A 17,747-nucleotide genomic window follows, 5' to 3' on the forward strand; every position below is an offset into this window, starting at 1 on the left:
TGATGATTCGTTCGTTAAAATTTTATAGAAAAATTTATACTGAATTTGTAAGAATGGATATCAAACGAATAATGATGTATCCTATTGATTTTGTTTTAGGAAATATGGGCTTTTTTCTAGAAACAATTTCAACTTTATTTGTTCTTTATATTATTGTTATGAATACAGGATTTTTAGGTGAGTTTAGTGGATATGAAGTGTTATTTTTTTATTCTTACTTGATGTTAGTAAATGCGTTATGGGAAATATTTTTTGTAACTGTACTTGAAATTCCATATATGATTCAAAGTGGAGAGTTAGATATTTTCTTAGTAAGACCCTTAAATATTTTATTTCAGTTTATTATTTTTCAATTAGATGAAGAATCTGTATTTGAAACAGTTGTAGCTTTATTATTATTAATAGGATCAATCACTCAATTATCTGAATTGTGGACAGCTATCTTCTTTATTAAATTATTTTTCTTTATACTTTCTTCTATTTTTGTTAGATATGCTATTTATTTATCTTTAAGTACTACTGCATTTTGGTGGGTATCAAATGATGGGCTTAAAAGTATTTTTTGGGAAGTTTCTCAACTTGGAAATTATCCAATTTCAATATATCCTCAATGGTTAAAAGCTGTATTAATGATTATACCATTTAGTTTTATAGGATATTTTCCTGTACATGAGTTATTACTAAGTACTAATCGATTTACTTTAGAAACATTAATGAATGTTAGTTCAGGATGGATTATTTTTTATTTAGTTTATCAATTCTTTTGGAAACAAGGGCTAAAGAAATATCAAAGTATTGGTGGTTAAATCCATGTGAAAAAAGCTAAAATATTATATCACCCACAGCATTCAGCTTGACTTTTTCTTTGAAAAATTATACGATTGAATACATTCTATAAGAATAGTATTAATGAGTAAAAAGGAGAAGTTAAATGGATCAAATATTTTTACATCAATTTGATGCTTTATTAGAATTACGTCATTTTTTATCCATTATTATTGCCTGTTTATGTGGATGGGCGATTGGTTATGAACGTAAATCACGTAATAAACAAGCTGGGGTGAAAACTCATGTAATTGTTGCTTTAGCTTCTGCTTTAATGATGATTGTTTCGAAAGAAGCTTTTTGGGAAACTCCTGATGCAGCAGATACTACTCGTATTGCTGCTCAAGTAGTGAGTGGTATCAGTTTTATCGGTGGTGGTATTATCTACATGCGTGATATGCGTGTTAGTGGTGTAACTACAGCTGCTGGTTTATGGGCAACTTCTGGTATTGGAATGGCAATAGGTGGAGGATTCTGGTTCTTTGGAAGTGCGTGTTGTGCTGTTGTAGTTATTGTTCAATTATTGACACATCGTAAAATAAGTGTGAATCGACAAATGTATCAATTAAATATTACTGGTATTATTAGCCATTTAAATGTTATACATGATATCCATCGTCATTGTAATTTAAAACAATATCAATCCTCCAATGTAGAAGTAAAAAAGTCTGAGGAAGGTTATGAGCTCTTTATTCAAATTGATAATGATGCTCGTATTTTTGTTCAAGATTTTAAAAAGACAATTCAAGAAAAGGGTATTGATTTTAAAATTAAGAAAGTTAAATTTAAAGCATCAATTGGATAATGAAATAAGAAAGTCTTGGAGGAGTAGGATTGCTTCCTTCAAGGCTTTTTGTTCAAGTAAAAATATAGCAACACGTCTAACACTTTCGTAATGATCCATAAAATAATGGCATAATAAAAGAAATAGAAGAAATAAGAAATGCTGACGATGATTCCTAATAAGACAAAAATAACAATGGAGAATACCCAAAATAGTTTTAGATATAGTAATAGTTTTTCACGAATAAAAAATTCTTCATTACTTAATCTTGATTGAGGACCATCGAACTTATCGATTAGTTGAATCAATTTTTTCATATATTTATTCCTTTCAGCATAAAAATAATATGGTGATTATACACTAAAAGTCTGCTTGTGACTATGAATAATTTTGAAATAAAAAGGGAGTATGTTAAAATAGTTCAGAATAAAGTACAAGTAGTAAGAAAGGATGAAATGAATGGCAACGATACAATGGTATCCTGGACATATGGCTAAAGCTAAAAGAGAAGCCATTGAAAAACTAAAATTAGTAGATGTTGTAATCGAATTAGTAGATGCACGTATTCCGGAATCAAGTCGTAATCCAATTGTAAATGAGATAAAAGGACAAAAGAAACAATTAATGCTATTGAATAAGACTGATTTAGCTGATCCAATTCAAACAAAGAAATGGATGAACTATTACCAAGAAGAAGGCATTGAAGTTTTAACAGTGGAAGCTAAAGATGGTAAAGGCTTGAATCAAGTAAAAGCAGCGATTAAAGTATTAATGGCGGATGAATTTGAAAAATTAGCTGCAAAAGGGGTACGTCCTCGTCCGATTCGTTTAATGGTATTAGGAATCCCAAATGTTGGAAAATCAACATTTATTAATCGTATGATTCAAAAAAATCAAGCTGAAACTGCGAATCGTCCTGGTGTTACTAAAGGACAACGTTGGTTAAAAATTGGGAATGATTTTGAATTGTTAGATACGCCTGGTATTTTATGGCCAAAATTCGATAATCAAGAGATTGGAAATAAATTAGCAGTTACAGGAGCTATTAAAGATTCATTATTACATATGGATGATGTAGCGTTATTTGCGATTAATATTTTTAGAACTTACTATACAGATGCTCTAAGAAAGCCTTATGGATTGAGTGAAGCTGATTTAGAATTATCAGATGTGGATTTATTATTACTTATTACGAAAAAGTTAGGATTCAAAGATGATTACGAACGAGCAAGTGAGCGTATTATTTTTGATATTCGTGGTGGTAAATTAGGACGATATACATTAGATACTGCTCCTATTAGTTTGGAAGGTGTATAAAATGACTGAAAAATATACCATTAGTCAGATTAAGGAAATACTTAGTTCGATTCATTCGATGGAAGATCCCATGTTTCAACAATTGAGTTTAGATATGAGAAAAGGAGTTCAAACAGCTCTCAAATCATGTCAAAAACGAATTGAAAAAGAACAAAAACGTGCAGAACATTTTATTGAAATGCAATATTATGAGCGTTTAGCATACAAAGAAGGAGCTAATTTTATTGCAGGTGTCGATGAAGTGGGACGTGGTCCATTAGCAGGTCCTGTAGTAGCTGCAGCAGTCATTTTACCGAAAAATATCGAAGATTTAGGATTTGATGATTCAAAAAAACTATCAGCTTCTAAACGGGAAGAAATTTATCGATTGATTCAAGAAAAAGCTATTGCAATAGGAATTGGAATTGTGGATGCAGATATTATCGACCAAGTGAATATTTATCAAGCGAGTCGTTTAGCAATGCAACAAGCAGTCAGTGAATTGAAGATTCAACCGGATTATTTGTTAATTGATGCGATGAAAATTGATGTGAATACACCTCAAATTGGCATCATAAAAGGAGATGCAAAGAGTATATCGATTGCAGCAGCAAGTATTGTTGCCAAGCAAGTGCGTGATCAAATGATGCAAGAATTTGATGAATTATATCCTGGATATGATTTTTCTAATAATGCAGGTTATGGAACGACAAAACATTTGGAAGGACTAAATAAAAAAGGAATTTGTCCAATTCATCGAAAAACTTTTGCTCCAATTAAAGATTTTTTGCAATAAAAAAATATTTTTAGCCTTTTTTTTCGTATATAACAAGTAGAAATGTTATTTCGAGAAAGAAGGTTATTTTTATGGAATGGACAAGACGAACATTAATGATTGCTCTAGCAATGAGGGATAAGGGGAGTAGTCAACAAAGATGGGAGTTATATCAACGCTTATGTCAAAATGAATGGACAGAAGGTACTTTTACATTAGAAGCGATTCATCAGGAATTAAGTTTGGAAGAAATCGATTGGCTAAGAAATACCGATTTTGCTAGTTTAGAATTAAAGTATCGAAAAGAAGGAATTCATTTTTTGATGTATGAAGATGCGTTGTATCCTAAACGTTTAAAAGAAATTTATTTACCACCAATTGTACTATTTTACAAGGGAAGACTGGAGTTATTTAATCGTTTATCTATCGGAATTGTTGGTGCAAGAAACCATACTCCCTATAGCAAAGAAGCGCTAGAATATTTACTACCCGATATACTTGAAAGAAAAGTATCTATTATTAGTGGACTAGCCAGAGGCGTAGATAGTTTAGCACATCAACTTACGTTAGAGTTAAATGGCGAAACGATTGCGGTTATCGGAAATGGCATTAATATTTGCTACCCTAAGGAAAATCAAAGTTTGTATGATGCAATAGGAAAAAAAGGACTGATACTGTCAGAATATCCATTAGATAGTCCACCTTTAAAGTTTCATTTTCCTTATCGAAATCGAATTATCGCAGGATTAAGTCATGGATTATGTGTAATCGAGGCTAAATTGCATAGTGGAAGTTTAATTACCGCTAATGTAGCTTTAAGTGAAAATCGTCAAGTATTTGCCTTACCTGGTAACATCACAAGTGAATATTCTAAAGGGACGAATGAATTGATTACGGCCGGAGCATTTCCGATACGAAATGCGAACGATATTTTAGATTCTCTTCATTATTTCCCATAAAATTCTTCATTATTTAGTTTTTAATTTGACAAACAAACTTTCGTTCGCTATGATGAATAACGATTATTGAAAACAAGCATATACTTCTGTGAAGGGAGTTTCGATATGGTTAAGAAAAACTTGGTGATTGTCGAATCACCAACAAAAGCGAAAACAATTGAAAGATATTTAGGAAAGAATTTTAAAGTAGTGGCAAGTAAAGGTCACTTACGTGATTTACCAAAAAGTAAAATGGGGATCGATATTGAAAATAATTATGAACCTCATTATATTTCTATTCGTGGGAAAGGGGATCTAATCAAATCTTTGAAAAAAGAAGCGAGTAAAGCCGATGCTGTTTATCTTGCAAGTGACCCGGATAGAGAAGGGGAAGCTATTTCATGGCATTTAGCACATTTATTAGGATTAGATACGACTAAACCGATTCGTGTTGAATTTAATGAGATTACAAAGGATGCTGTAAAAGAAGCATTTAAAAATCCAAGAAATTTAGATATGGATTTAGTCGATGCACAACAAGCTCGTCGTATTTTAGACCGCTTAGTAGGATATACGATTTCTCCAATTTTATGGAAAAAAGTGAAAAAAGGCTTAAGTGCAGGTCGTGTACAAAGTATCGCTGTAAAATTAATTATCGATCGAGAAAGAGAAATTCAATCTTTTGTTCCAGAAGAATATTGGACATTAGATGCGACTTTCCAAAAATCAACTAAGAAATTTTCAGCAAGTTATTATGGCACAACTGCTGAAAAAGTTGAATTAAAATCTCAAGATGAAGTGAATCAAGTCTTGAAACAAATTGATGAGAAATCACCTTTTACCGTTCAAAAAGTCACGAAAAAAGAAAGAAGAAGAAATCCTGCTGCACCATTTACAACAAGTAGTTTGCAACAAGATGCTTCTAATAAATTAAACTTTAGAACTCGTAAAACAATGATGGTCGCTCAACAATTATATGAGGGCGTATCACTAGGAAGACAAGGTTCAGTCGGTTTAATTACGTATATGCGTACAGACTCAACTCGAATTTCGCAAACTGCAAAGGATGAAGCAAAATCATTTATTTTATCTGAGTATGGTAGTGAGTATTCGAATTCTACTCGTTCAACAAAAGTTTCTGAAGGTGCTCAAGATGCCCATGAAGCGATTCGTCCGTCATCTGTCATGAGAACACCTGATTCTATTGCATCTTATTTAACAAAAGATCAATTAAAACTCTATACATTAATTTGGTCTAGATTTGTAGCTAGTCAAATGTCTGCAGCTGTTTACGATACAGTTCAAGTTGAGTTAGAACAAAATCAACAAGTATTTAAAGCTAATGGTTCTACCATTAAATTTGCTGGTTATCAAAAAGTGTATCAAGATAATGCGGATGCTAAAAAATCTAATGTATTACCTGAATTAGTTGAGGGGGATACGGTATCTGTACAAAAATTAGATCCAGAACAACACTTTACTCAACCACCTGCTAGATATTCAGAAGCAACTTTAATTAAAACTTTAGAAGAAATTGGAGTTGGACGTCCTTCAACCTATGCTCCAACAATTGAAACGATTCAAAAACGTTACTATGTAAAATTGGTAACGAAACGTTTTGAGCCAACGGAATTGGGAGAAATTGTTCATCAAATGATTCAAAATTATTTCCCGAATATTGTAGATACAAGATTTACTGCTGAAATGGAATCAGAATTAGACCAAATTGAAGCTGGTAAACAAGAGTGGGTTCAAGTTATTGATCGATTCTATCAACCTTTTAAGGCTGAAGTGGATAAAGCAGAAATTCAAATTGAGAAAGTCCAAATTAAAGATGAACCTGCAGGATTTAATTGTGAAGTTTGTGGAAATCCAATGGTGATTAAATTGGGACGTTTTGGTAAATTCTATGCTTGTAGTAATTTCCCTGATTGTCGTCATACTGCAGCGATTGTAAAAGAGATTGGGGTAACTTGTCCGCATTGTCATCAAGGGCATGTGATTGAGAGAAAATCGAAGAAGAATCGTTTATTCTATGGATGTGATCGTTATCCTGAATGTGAATTTGTGTCATGGGATAAACCAGTAGGAAGAGAATGTCCGAAATGTTCTCACTATCTTGTAGAGAAAAAAGTAAAAAGTGGCAAACAAATTGTATGTAGCCAATGCGATTATAAAGAAGAAATTCAAAAATAATGATGAGAAGAAGCCGAAAGGCTTCTTTTTTTCGTAATAATCCAAAAGCTAAATAATAATTTTGGTGTAGTTGAGGACGCTAGCAGCCACCTTCGGTGTCTCATAGCTTAAATTTGAGCCCTGGTCTCAAATTTATCTGTAATAGTTTCTGCTTTCGCAGAACTTATTACTTTAACTACAAAAATATTATTTAGCTTTTGGATTATAAATAAATTTAAATTCTAACTGATAAATGAAATTCATTCCTAATAAAAATAAAAGGGAATTTCTTTTGTAGTGAAAATTGTTTGGAAAATTTTGACAATTTAGTTGTCAGTTGTTAGAAACTATGCTACAGTTTTATATGGAGAAAGGATGTCGTTAGATGGAAGAACAATTTCATGCGTTTATTCAATATTTAACCGTTGAGCGAAGATATTCGTTGAAAACAGTTGAAGCGTACCAACGAGATATTGAACAATTTTTAATGTTTTTAAAAGAAATTCCATTAACAAAATTGTCTGAAGTTACGGCAGTGGATGTTCGGATTTATTTAGGAAAATTACATCAGCAACAATATAACCGTTCCAGTATTTCACGTTTCTTATCAAGTCTTCGTTCATTCTATCAATACTTATTAGAACACGAATTTGTTGAGGAAAATCCATTTGCGAGTGTTTCTTATAAAAAAGGACAAAAACGACTTCCTGAATTTTTTTATGAAGATGAGATGGAAAAATTTATTGCTTCCATTGATGGAAATCAGCCTTTAGACCAACGTAATCGTGCGTTAATTGAAGTATTATATGCTACAGGGATGCGTGTGAGTGAATTAACCGAATTAACTTTACAGCAATTAGATTTAAAAAATGGCGTTATTTTGGTCATTGGGAAAGGTTCAAAAGAACGTTATGTTCCAATAGGGGATTTTGCTACAGAGGCTTTACAGCTTTATTTAGAAGAAAGTAGAACTACTTTAATGAGCCAATATAAAAAAGAACATGCTTTTGTATTCGTGAATCATTTAGGAGACCCGATAACAACGACAGGAGTTCGCTATATTTTAAATCAATTATTACAAGAAAGTGGATTACAATTAAAAATTCATCCGCATATGTTGCGACATACTTTTGCGACTCATTTACTAAATAATGGAGCAGATATGAAAACTGTTCAAGAATTATTAGGACACGTTAGTTTAAGTTCTACTCAAATTTATACACATGTTACAAAAGATGCATTGCAACAAAATTATCAATTATATTTTCCAAGAGCAAAACAAGAGGAAGATACTTTTGATGCATCCAAATTTAACCATAAACCATAGGAGGTTTTAAAATGACAACAATATGCGCCGTTAAAAAAGGGAATCAATCTGCTATTGCAGGTGACGGTCAAATTACCATGGGCGAAAGAATTATTATGAAAGGTAGCGCTAGAAAAATTAGACGAATCTTCGGTGGAGAAGTCGTTGTTGGTTTTGCTGGTGGTGTTGCAGATGCGATTACTTTAGAAGAAATGTTTGAAGATCAATTAAAGCAATTCAAAGGGAATTTACAACGTGCAGCAATTGAATTAGCAAAACAATGGAGAACTGATCGTACCTTACAAAAATTAGAAGCGATGTTAATTGTAATGAATAAAGACCAGTTATTATTAGTTTCTGGTACAGGGGAAGTAATTGAGCCTGATGATGGTATTTTAACAATTGGTTCGGGTGGAAACTTCGCATTATCTGCTGCTAGAGCTTTATTACGATTTGGGGATGAAAATTTAAGCGCAGAAGATATTGCTAGGGAAAGTTTAAAAGTTGCTTCAGAAATTGATGTGTATACAAATGATGCAATTATTACAGAAGTAGTATAGGAGACGGGAAAATGAATTCAAAAATTAGTAAGACACCTAGAGAGGTCGTACACGAATTAGATCAATTTATTGTAGGACAAGCTAGTGCTAAACGTGCTTTAGCAGTTGCTCTACGTAATCGTTATCGTCGATTATTATTAGATGAAGAAATGCAAAAAGAAGTGACGCCTAAAAACTTATTAATGATTGGACCAACTGGTGTAGGGAAAACAGAATTAGCGAGACGTTTAGCTAAATTAGTTGATGCTCCATTTGTTAAAGTAGAAGCCACTAAATTTACAGAAGTGGGATATGTTGGTCGTGATGTAGAATCAATGGTTCGTGACTTAGTTGAAAATGCGATTAGTATTGTTCAAAAACAAAAGCAAGAAGATGTACGTCCACAAGCTTATGATAAGGCTGTTCGTAAATTAGCAAAAATTTTAAAACCTGGCATCATGAAAAAAGTGGCAAATCCACAACAAGATTCTCTAATGAATTTATTCCAATCAATGGGCTTACCAAAAACAGACCTACCACAAGAGGAAAAAGAAGAAGTAACAGAGGAAATTGCTGCATCAAGACGTGAAATTGAGCAACAATTGAGAAATGGTTTACTAAAAAATCAAGAAGTTACGATTGAAGTAGAAGAAAAACCATTACGTATGGCTGGCAATTCAAATGGAATGGAGCAAATGATACAAATCCAATCCATGTTAGACCAAATGACACCTAAAAAACGTTCAAAACGTACAGTTAGTGTAGAAGAAGCGTTAGATATTTTAACTGAACAGGAAGCAGATCAATTAGTGAATAAAGATGATGTACATGCAGAAGCATTAAAATTAGCAGAAACATCAGGAATTATTTTTATTGATGAGATTGATAAAATTGCTGCAAAAGGACATAATGGCGGGGAAGTTTCAAGAGAAGGGGTTCAAAGAGACATTTTACCTATCGTAGAAGGAAGCCAAGTTCAAACAAAATATGGTGCCATTGAAACTGATCATATTTTATTTATTGCTTCTGGAGCTTTCCATGTTGCTAAACCAAGCGATTTAATGCCTGAATTACAAGGTCGTTTCCCAATTCGTGTGGAATTACAAGATTTATCAAAAGAAGATTTCGAACGTATTTTAACAGAACCTAAAAATGCTCTATTAAAACAATATAAAGCATTATTGGCTACCGAAAATGTTGAAGTTATCTTTACAAAAGAAGCTGTTTCAGCACTTGCTAGAACAGCGTTTGAAGTGAATAGTAATATGGAAAATATTGGCGCAAGAAGATTGCATACTATTTTAGAAACATTATTAGAAGAATTATTATTTGAAGCTCCTCAAATGCAAATGGGAAGCATTCAAATTACTGAGCAATATGTGGAATCAAAATTAAATACGATAACAGCTGATCGTGATTTAAGTCGTTATATTTTATAGGAAGGAGAAAGAATATTGCAACAAGTACTTAACGATTTAAGAAAAATCAATACGGTTTTACAATATGATAATTTATGGACATTAGATGAAAAAGCCGATTTACCATTTAATACTTTAAGTGGTGTACTAGGAACTCTATTGAAAGTGGATTTATTTATTGCATCGCCAGAAGGTAGAATTTTAGGGGTTCATGATCAATTTAAGTTAAATAATGCTCGGATGCATGAATATGTTTCAACGAGACAATTTCCTGATTTTTATATGAACGCTTTGAATTCTATAGAAACAAATTTAGAAAATATATCAGTAGATGCTGAATTAACGATTTTTCCCGTGGAATTAAAACAGGAATATCTTGAAGCAAAAACAACGATTATTCCGATTTATGCTTCTGGGAACCGTTTAGGATTTGTTGTGATGGGAAAAGCTAAAGAGTCATTTTCCGCAGGTGATTTGATTTTAGCAGAGCATGCAGCAACCGCAATTGGAACTGAGCTATTGCACTGGCAAACAAAACGAATTGAACAAGAAAACCGAGAAAAACAAAATGTCCATTTAGCTTTAAAATCTCTTTCTTATAGTGAAATCGAAGCCATTAAAATTATTTTATCGTTATTTGATGGTATTGAATTACGATTTACAGCATTAAAAATTGCCAAAGAATTTGATATTACACGTACGGTAATTGTAAATGCGATTCGTAAACTAGAATCTGCAGGTGTATTAGAAAGTAGAAGCTTGGGTACAAAAGGAACATTCTTAAGAATTAAGAACCAACACATTCACCAAGCATTGAATGATGAATTAGCTAATTTATAAGTAAAAAGGAATAACTTACCAAAAAGAGTAATTATTACGTACGTTTAGAACTTATAGTGGAAAAACGCCATGAATATATAAAAGATAGGAAGAAAGATCTTATTTGTTTGTGAGGTCGCCAGCAGCCTCGTAAGCGAGTCTCATGGCTAAAATTCGAGCCTTGGTCTCGAATTTTACCTGTAATGAAAGCTAGTCCCTAGCTTTCATTACTTTCACTACAAAACGATTTTTCTTCCTATCTTTTATTGGTCTTTATCAAATAGAGTTGATGAAACAATTTTATAGAAATTTTTATAACATTTAAGCGTGTTTGTAAAGGAAACTGGTTGAAATAATTAATTAAATTCTTCATTTTCTATCTTGAACAACATCAATAAGTTGATGAGTAATAGTGTCACAATAAGCAAAATTCGTACTAGCTTTAGCAGTTTAATTTAAAATTTTACAAACAGTATGAACTGAAATATTCATTTTTTTTAGCGATATAGGATTCAGAAACTGTTTCGCAAGCTTCGACTTTAATTTCTTTTTTTACATTTATATCTTTAAATTTAGTACAACTTCTTGTACCCTAGTCATAGGGTCTTTATCTCCTCTTAAATAGTTTGGACGCTTTTAATATAAGGGATGAAGCACTTTTTGTATACACTAAAATAGGGTTGGTGGATTTTCTCCATTAACCCTATAAATTATAGCACCGAAGTTAGGTGTTTTTTTCATTATTACTGTGAAGGTGGATTCTATATAGAGACTCAAATTTAAATTTATTCAAGTATAAATCTATAAGATGAATGAAAATAGTAAAAATATAAATTTTTTCTTATGAATTTCTTCTTCCTAATTGATTTCAAAAAGAAAATAGGTTATTATATCTGTAAGATATCAACGGCCCCCCAGCAATACGCACAGACATGATCTGACGGGGGGCTTTTTTTATAGAAAGAGGTGGGCGAGGATGGAAAGTATATTTTTGCATAAGGAATACAGCGAACAAATCGAAATATTTAAAAGTAGAAATATGATTTTTGGAGATGACAAACAGGCAGAGATAACATTGTCACGAATTCCTTATTATAAAATAAAAGAATTCGGACGCCCTTTTTGTAGAAAAATAGAGTCAGGTATAGATTATCAAGGAAAATCTTTTGAAGATATCTTATCTAGATATTATCAAGATAAAAACTTACGTATTCAACTTCTCCACGCTCTAGAAGATATCGAAGTTTGTTTAAAAACACAAGTTTCTTACGTTTTAAGCAGTAGAGGTCAAGGAGCATATAGTTATTTATCTTTTGCTCATTGGTGTGATAAAAGAGAGTATTGTAAACATTATTTAGAGTTGAAAGAACAAGAATACAAGAGTGTCATAAAAAAGGCTTTAAGTAGACAAAATAATGCAGAAATTAACGAAAAATTAAAATCGGATAGAAAAAAGTATCCACCTATTTGGTTAAGTGTTGATTTACTGACATTTGGTCAAGTGGTTAATTTAATTGAATTAATGTCTAAAAGTAACAAAAAATATATCGCTGATTTTTTTGAATGTACCAATATAGAACTTATATCTTGGTTAAAATGTGTTAATTTAATTCGTAATATCTGTGCGCATAATTCTAATTTCATAGATACAAAATTAACAACGACACCTATTATAAAGGAAGAGTGGAAAAATATATTATATCAGTATCAATCTAATGTATACAGTAATAGAATTGCTTTACCATTACTGATTATTTTACACATGATTCGTAAAATTAATAATAAATATAAATTAGATAGTATTAATTTATCTTTACATAAATTAATCAACAACGATGTAACTGCTCAATATTATGGATTTGTAAATAAGGAAATTTTTCAAAATAATTTTAAAGTGAAAAAATATAAAAAACGTAGACACCAATAATCATTGGGTGTCTTTTTTTGTGAGCAAGAAAGGAAATTAACATGATAACAAAAACAAGAAGTATTAGACTTTTAAGATATTTAGCGTACAACGGACTCGGTATTGATAACGATGGCGCGTATGGCTACAAATGTGTGGATGTCCTTATGAGCCCAGTTGCAATGCTTATGATTCATAATCCGATGACAGTGGCATATGGAAATACCGAGGAGATGCAGAAAGCCATAGAAATGTTAAATGAAGATACGAGAATCAACAATCGGGAATTGATTGACTCAACATGCAAAAACAAATTTTTATAAAAGAAAGAAGGAAAAAATTATGTTAAACAATTCAAATAGCAACATCATAGGAGCTTCAGGATTATAGGAGAAGGATAGTGGGAAGGTAGATTTCTAAGTTAGTATCTTAGTCATGCTCTATCTTAGAAAAGGATAGTATTCTCTTGCATATGGTGCAAAATCTAATAAACATTCCAATACCAACCTAATTATAAATTAACGAAAAAAATTTATAACAAAAAATGTTCATACTTTCATGGTTTACAGAATATTTTCTGTTGTTTTCAATTATTTTCATTTTTTCAAAAAAATTGATAAAAAATTTAATTAATGATATTCTTAATACATAAAGAAATTAAATATGAACATATAAGGAGAAAATTATGATCAAAACAATTCTTGTTACAGGTGGAGCTGGCTACATTGGCTCCCATACCGTTAAAGCTCTTTTAAATGCTGGCTACCAGGTGCATGTCCTCGATAATCTCTCTACAGGAAATCGAGCGGCTGTGGATAGTCGTGCTAGCTTTAAACAACTGGATGTTTATGATGCTAGTGCTTTAAAAACTTACTTGGAAGAAAACAAGGTTGACGCTGTTCTACATTGTGCAGGTGAAATTGTTGTGAGCGAAAGTATTGAAAATCCAAGTAAATACTTCACTGCCAATGTTGCTGGTATGAACCAAGTTCTCAAAGTCTTATCTGAAGTTGGCATTCAAAAAATCATGTTCTCTTCGACTGCTTCCCTCTATGGTAATAACTGTATTGACAAGCCAGCAACTGAAGATACCCTACTCGACCCTGTCAACCCTTATGCAGAGACAAAACTGATGGGCGAACGAATGATTTACTGGATGGCCAATCGCTACGATTGGAAATATGTCATTTTCCGTTACTTTAATGTAGCTGGGGCTGAAATGGATGCTTCAAATGGTCTGCGCGTGAAAAATCCAACTCATATCATTCCAAATATCAACAAGACCGCATTGGGACAAAATGATAGCCTCAAAATATTTGGAGATGACTACGATACACGTGATGGTTCATGTATTCGGGATTACATTCATGTCTTAGACCTTGCACAGGCTCATGTTAAAGGAATGAACTACCTATTTCAAGAAGACAGTTCTTCTCAAATCTTTAACTTAGGAACTGAAAAAGGTTATACCGTCAAAGAAATCTTTAAAACTGCTGAAGAATTACTGAATCAAAAAATACCACACGAAATTGTTGCTCGCCGTGCTGGTGACCCAGCCAGCGTCCTAGCAGACGCATCAAAAGCTAAAAAATATCTTGATTGGAAGGCTAGCTACTCCCTCGAAGATATTATTTTATCAGATTATCGTTGGCGTGTTAAAGAAGGCAAAAACATTTTGGAATAAATAACAGAAACATCAATCATAAATAGTCTCTATAATATTTGTAGTGGGTAAATCCCCTATAGATATTAGGCTCTTTGTCAAATAGGGTTGATGAAACAATTTTAGTGAAGGAATTAAGCAGCGTCAGGTTGCTTAATTCCTTTTTTAGTTGTTGGAGTAAATAGTTTAGGCTGTTTGACAAATAGGGTTGGTAAAATTTCTCCATCAACCCTATAAAGTATAAACCCGTAAATTTAGAAATATTGAATTAATACTTTATTGTGAAATTACGTTTTATAGTATAAAAGATAGGAATAAAAAATTTTTTTGTAGTGAAAGTAATGAAAGCTAGCCCCTAGCTTTCATTACAGGTAAAATTCGAGACCAAGGCTCGAATTTTAGCCAAGAGACTCGAAGAGGCTACTGGCGACCTCACAACCAAAAAATATTTTTCTTCCTATCTTTTGTTACGCTTTTAAGTTATTTCTTCCATTTAAAAATATCAACTTTAGCTTCTGTACCATTTAATATTCTTTGAATATTGGTACGGTGTCGATAAATGATAAATAAATCAACAATAAATGCAATCGTTGTTAAAACCATATCCTGGAAGTAAAGAGATGCTAGTACACCAATGGAAATAGTGACCATACTAGAAAAACTTACCATTTTAGAAATCCCTAAAATAATAAGAAATAAAAATAAACAAGGAATTAGCAATTCCGGTTTATACGCTAATATAACTCCAGCAAAAGTCGCAACAGCTTTTCCACCCTTAAAATTCGCAAATAATGGATACGTATGACCGATTACAGCAAATAATGCAATAATAAGTGGTGAAATCCCATGTAAATCCATTTGCTTTAACAGAAGAACACTGATCGAACCTTTTAAAAGATCCATCAGTAAAACAATGGTTCCTGCCTTCTTACCAAGAATTCTAAAGGAATTGGTAGCTCCTAAATTTCCACTTCCGTATTGTCTAATATCAATTTGAAAAAACTTACGTCCAATCCATAATCCAGAAGGAATGGATCCTAATAAATATGCCATCGTAGCACCTAAAACAATGGATAGCATCGATATTTCTTTCTCCTTTATCCGTTAAATTTAATTTATACTCACTGATTATAGCATATTTTAAAAAAATTAGTACGATTTTAAGGAGTTATAGGAAGAATTCTTGCAATATTTGAAAAATTAAGTATGATAGAGTAGATATGTTTTATAAATTGGAAGAAGGAGAGTCGTGAATGAGTAAAGTCACTAACCAATATAATGATGATTCAATTCAAGTACTAGAAGGATTAGAAGCCGTTCGAAAACGTCCAGGGATGTATATCGGTTCAACTGACCATCGTGGATTGCATCATCTTGCCTATGAAATTGTTGATAATGCAGTCGATGAAGCCTTATCTGGATATGCAAGTAAGATTGATGTCACAATTCATAAAGATGGATCACTATCTGTTCGAGATAATGGACGTGGAATGCCAACCGGAAAACATGCTTCAGGAATTCCAACCATTCAAGTCATTTTTACCGTTTTACATGCTGGTGGTAAATTTGGACAAGGTGGATATAAAACTTCTGGAGGACTTCATGGGGTAGGAGCCAGCGTTGTAAATGCCTTATCGGATTGGTTAGAAGTAGAAGTATTACGTGATGGTGTATTATACACTCAAACATTTAAAACAGGTGGAGAAAAAGTTAGTTCCATTAAAAAAGAAAAAACAAATCGTAAAGGTTCTGGGACAACAGTTCGTTTCTTACCAAGCAAACATATTTTTTCAACTATTGTTTGGTCTTATGAAACTTTAGCAGAACGTTTACGTGAATCTGCCTTTTTATTAAAAGGATTAACAATTACATTAACGGATGAAAGAACGGATACAAGTGATGTATTTTGTTATGAAGAAGGAATCCGTAATTTTATTCAATATTTAAATGAAGAAAAAGATACTTTATCTCCAATTGTAGATTTCAATAGTACGATTGATGGAGTAGAAACAGAATTTGCCTTCCAATATAATGATGGCTATTCTGAAACAATTTTATCATTTGTTAATAATGTTCGTACAAAAGATGGTGGAACTCACGAAGTTGGGATGAAAACTGCCTTAACAAAAGCTTTTAATGAATATGCTCGTAAAGTAGGTCTATTAAAAGAAAAAGATAAAAATCTAGAAGGTAGTGACGTTCGTGAAGGATTAACAGCGATTGTTTCATTACGTGTTCCGGAAGAAATTTTACAATTTGAAGGGCAAACGAAAGATAAATTAGGAACTCCTGCTGCAAGAAGTATTGTGGATAATACGATTTTTGAACAATTAGGAATCTTTTTAACGGAAAATGGTGAAATCGCTCAAGAATTAATTCGTAAAGCTCTAAAAGCAAGAGAAGCACGTGAAGCGAGTCGTAAAGCAAGAGAAGAGAGCCGTAATGGTAAAAAAGGAAAGAAAAAAGAAACACTTCTATCTGGTAAATTAACACCTGCTCAAGGGAAAAATCCTAAAAAGAATGAGCTTTACTTGGTAGAGGGAGATTCTGCGGGTGGTTCAGCGAAACAAGGACGTGACCGTAAATTCCAAGCAATCTTACCATTACGAGGAAAAGTCATTAATACGGAGAAAGCATCTTTATCCGATATTTTAAAAAATGAAGAAATTAATACAATCATTTATACTATCGGTGCCGGAGTAGGGAATGACTTTAATATTGAAGATTCTAATTACGATAAAATTATCATTATGACCGATGCGGATACTGATGGAGCTCATATTCAAGTATTACTATTAACATTCTTCTATCGTTATATGAAACCTTTAATTGAAGCAGGAAAAGTCTATTTAGCATTACCTCCATTGTTCAAGATTTCAAAAGGAACTGGTAAAAAACAAGTCGTAGAATATGCTTGGACTGAAAAAGAATTAGAGGAAAAAATTAAAAAAGTTGGTAAAGGCTACTTATTACAACGTTATAAAGGTCTTGGGGAAATGAATGCAGACCAATTATGGGAGACAACGATGAATCCTGAGTCAAGAACACTAATTCGTGTTGTCATCGATGATAGAGCTCAAGCAGAACGTCGTGTAAGTACATTAATGGGGAATAAAGTTGAACCACGTAGAAAATGGATTGAAAGTCACGTAGAGTTTAGCTTAGAAGATGGAAAGAGTATTTTAGAAACAGAAGGGCATTTAACAGTGAATGAACAACCAAAAGTTTCTAAAGCTACAAAAGAAGAAATAAATTCTCCATCATCTGTTGAACAATTATCACTTTTAATGGAGGAGGAATAAT

The 17,747-nt window shown here is 32.4% G+C and carries 15 protein-coding genes and 1 pseudogene; 14 read left to right on the top strand and 2 right to left on the bottom strand.

What is annotated here, in order from left to right; genetic code table 11:
* The first annotated feature begins 2 nt into the window (after positions 1-2).
* A complete protein-coding gene (locus RWM24_RS02090; protein ID WP_314111069.1) occupies positions 3-806 on the top strand; it encodes an ABC-2 family transporter protein in 804 nt (267 codons plus the stop codon).
* Positions 807-931: 125 nt separating this feature from the next.
* The gene (locus RWM24_RS02095) at positions 932-1,630 is read left to right on the top strand and encodes an MgtC/SapB family protein (protein WP_314111071.1); all 699 of its coding nucleotides are present in this window, start codon (positions 932-934) and stop codon (positions 1,628-1,630) included.
* A 38-nt stretch (positions 1,631-1,668) separates the two neighbouring features.
* Here RWM24_RS02095 and RWM24_RS02100 read toward each other — a convergent pair whose 3' ends face one another.
* Positions 1,669-1,926: a hypothetical protein gene (locus RWM24_RS02100; protein ID WP_314111073.1), complete on the bottom strand. Its 258-nt coding sequence runs from the start codon at positions 1,924-1,926 to the stop codon at positions 1,669-1,671.
* A gap of 142 nt (positions 1,927-2,068) precedes the next feature.
* On the opposite strand from RWM24_RS02100, the gene ylqF reads away from it, so the two are divergent.
* The 11 genes and pseudogenes from ylqF to galE all read left to right on the top strand — a co-directional run bounded on the left by ylqF (position 2,069) and on the right by galE (position 14,465).
* A complete protein-coding gene (gene ylqF / locus RWM24_RS02105; protein ID WP_314111075.1) occupies positions 2,069-2,926 on the top strand; it encodes a ribosome biogenesis GTPase YlqF in 858 nt (285 codons plus the stop codon).
* 1 nt (position 2,927) lies between these two features.
* Positions 2,928-3,701, top strand: coding sequence for a ribonuclease HII (locus tag RWM24_RS02110; RefSeq protein ID WP_314111077.1), 774 nt, complete (start codon positions 2,928-2,930; stop codon positions 3,699-3,701).
* 71 nt (positions 3,702-3,772) lie between these two features.
* Entirely contained in the window at positions 3,773-4,639 is an 867-nt protein-coding gene (dprA, locus tag RWM24_RS02115) for a DNA-processing protein DprA (RefSeq protein WP_314111079.1), read from the top strand.
* A gap of 105 nt (positions 4,640-4,744) precedes the next feature.
* A complete protein-coding gene (gene topA, locus RWM24_RS02120) occupies positions 4,745-6,814 on the top strand; it encodes a type I DNA topoisomerase (protein ID WP_314111081.1) in 2,070 nt (689 codons plus the stop codon).
* Positions 6,815-7,178: 364 nt separating this feature from the next.
* A complete protein-coding gene (xerC, locus tag RWM24_RS02125; RefSeq protein ID WP_314111083.1) occupies positions 7,179-8,120 on the top strand; it encodes a tyrosine recombinase XerC in 942 nt (313 codons plus the stop codon).
* 11 nt (positions 8,121-8,131) lie between these two features.
* Positions 8,132-8,659 (top strand): HslVU peptidase proteolytic subunit, encoded by a 528-nt coding sequence (gene hslV, locus RWM24_RS02130; RefSeq protein ID WP_006702671.1) that lies wholly within the window; start codon positions 8,132-8,134, stop codon positions 8,657-8,659.
* A gap of 11 nt (positions 8,660-8,670) precedes the next feature.
* On the top strand, positions 8,671-10,077 hold the full coding sequence (hslU, locus tag RWM24_RS02135; RefSeq protein WP_314111085.1) for an ATP-dependent protease ATPase subunit HslU: 1,407 nt from the start codon (positions 8,671-8,673) through the stop codon (positions 10,075-10,077).
* 15 nt (positions 10,078-10,092) lie between these two features.
* Positions 10,093-10,896: a GTP-sensing pleiotropic transcriptional regulator CodY gene (codY, locus tag RWM24_RS02140; protein ID WP_314111087.1), complete on the top strand. Its 804-nt coding sequence runs from the start codon at positions 10,093-10,095 to the stop codon at positions 10,894-10,896.
* 955 nt (positions 10,897-11,851) lie between these two features.
* Complete coding sequence (locus tag RWM24_RS02145; RefSeq protein ID WP_314111089.1) at positions 11,852-12,802, top strand: Abi family protein; 951 nt, start codon at positions 11,852-11,854, stop codon at positions 12,800-12,802.
* 140 nt (positions 12,803-12,942) lie between these two features.
* Positions 12,943-13,044, top strand: a pseudogene (locus RWM24_RS02150) (Clp protease ClpP); the annotation flags it as partial.
* Between the two features lie 422 nt (positions 13,045-13,466).
* Positions 13,467-14,465, top strand: a complete 999-nt coding sequence (gene galE / locus RWM24_RS02155; RefSeq protein ID WP_314111091.1) for a UDP-glucose 4-epimerase GalE — start codon at positions 13,467-13,469, stop codon at positions 14,463-14,465.
* Between the two features lie 459 nt (positions 14,466-14,924).
* On the opposite strand, the gene plsY is transcribed toward galE, so the two are convergent.
* Entirely contained in the window at positions 14,925-15,524 is a 600-nt protein-coding gene (gene plsY / locus RWM24_RS02160) for a glycerol-3-phosphate 1-O-acyltransferase PlsY (protein WP_314111093.1), read from the bottom strand.
* 173 nt (positions 15,525-15,697) lie between these two features.
* Between plsY and parE the strand changes: the two genes are divergently transcribed.
* Positions 15,698-17,746: a DNA topoisomerase IV subunit B gene (parE, locus tag RWM24_RS02165; RefSeq protein WP_314111095.1), complete on the top strand. Its 2,049-nt coding sequence runs from the start codon at positions 15,698-15,700 to the stop codon at positions 17,744-17,746.
* Position 17,747 lies beyond the last annotated feature (1 nt).

Origin of the sequence: uncultured Granulicatella sp. (assembly GCF_963516875.1) — a bacterium.
Lineage (GTDB): Bacteria > Bacillota > Bacilli > Lactobacillales > Aerococcaceae > Granulicatella.

What these genes read in the sequence shown, in the direction of transcription:
- RWM24_RS02090 (WP_314111069.1), top strand. Translation starts at nt 3, where the DNA reads ATGATTCGTTCGTTAAAATTTTATAGAAAAATTTATACTGAATTTGTA.
- RWM24_RS02095 (WP_314111071.1), top strand. Translation starts at nt 932, where the DNA reads ATGGATCAAATATTTTTACATCAATTTGATGCTTTATTAGAATTACGT.
- RWM24_RS02100 (WP_314111073.1), bottom strand. Translation starts at nt 1,926, where the DNA reads ATGAAAAAATTGATTCAACTAATCGATAAGTTCGATGGTCCTCAATCA.
- ylqF (WP_314111075.1), top strand. Translation starts at nt 2,069, where the DNA reads ATGGCAACGATACAATGGTATCCTGGACATATGGCTAAAGCTAAAAGA.
- RWM24_RS02110 (WP_314111077.1), top strand. Translation starts at nt 2,928, where the DNA reads ATGACTGAAAAATATACCATTAGTCAGATTAAGGAAATACTTAGTTCG.
- dprA (WP_314111079.1), top strand. Translation starts at nt 3,773, where the DNA reads ATGGAATGGACAAGACGAACATTAATGATTGCTCTAGCAATGAGGGAT.
- topA (WP_314111081.1), top strand. Translation starts at nt 4,745, where the DNA reads ATGGTTAAGAAAAACTTGGTGATTGTCGAATCACCAACAAAAGCGAAA.
- xerC (WP_314111083.1), top strand. Translation starts at nt 7,179, where the DNA reads ATGGAAGAACAATTTCATGCGTTTATTCAATATTTAACCGTTGAGCGA.
- hslV (WP_006702671.1), top strand. Translation starts at nt 8,132, where the DNA reads ATGACAACAATATGCGCCGTTAAAAAAGGGAATCAATCTGCTATTGCA.
- hslU (WP_314111085.1), top strand. Translation starts at nt 8,671, where the DNA reads ATGAATTCAAAAATTAGTAAGACACCTAGAGAGGTCGTACACGAATTA.
- RWM24_RS02145 (WP_314111089.1), top strand. Translation starts at nt 11,852, where the DNA reads ATGGAAAGTATATTTTTGCATAAGGAATACAGCGAACAAATCGAAATA.
- galE (WP_314111091.1), top strand. Translation starts at nt 13,467, where the DNA reads ATGATCAAAACAATTCTTGTTACAGGTGGAGCTGGCTACATTGGCTCC.
- plsY (WP_314111093.1), bottom strand. Translation starts at nt 15,524, where the DNA reads ATGCTATCCATTGTTTTAGGTGCTACGATGGCATATTTATTAGGATCC.
- parE (WP_314111095.1), top strand. Translation starts at nt 15,698, where the DNA reads ATGAGTAAAGTCACTAACCAATATAATGATGATTCAATTCAAGTACTA.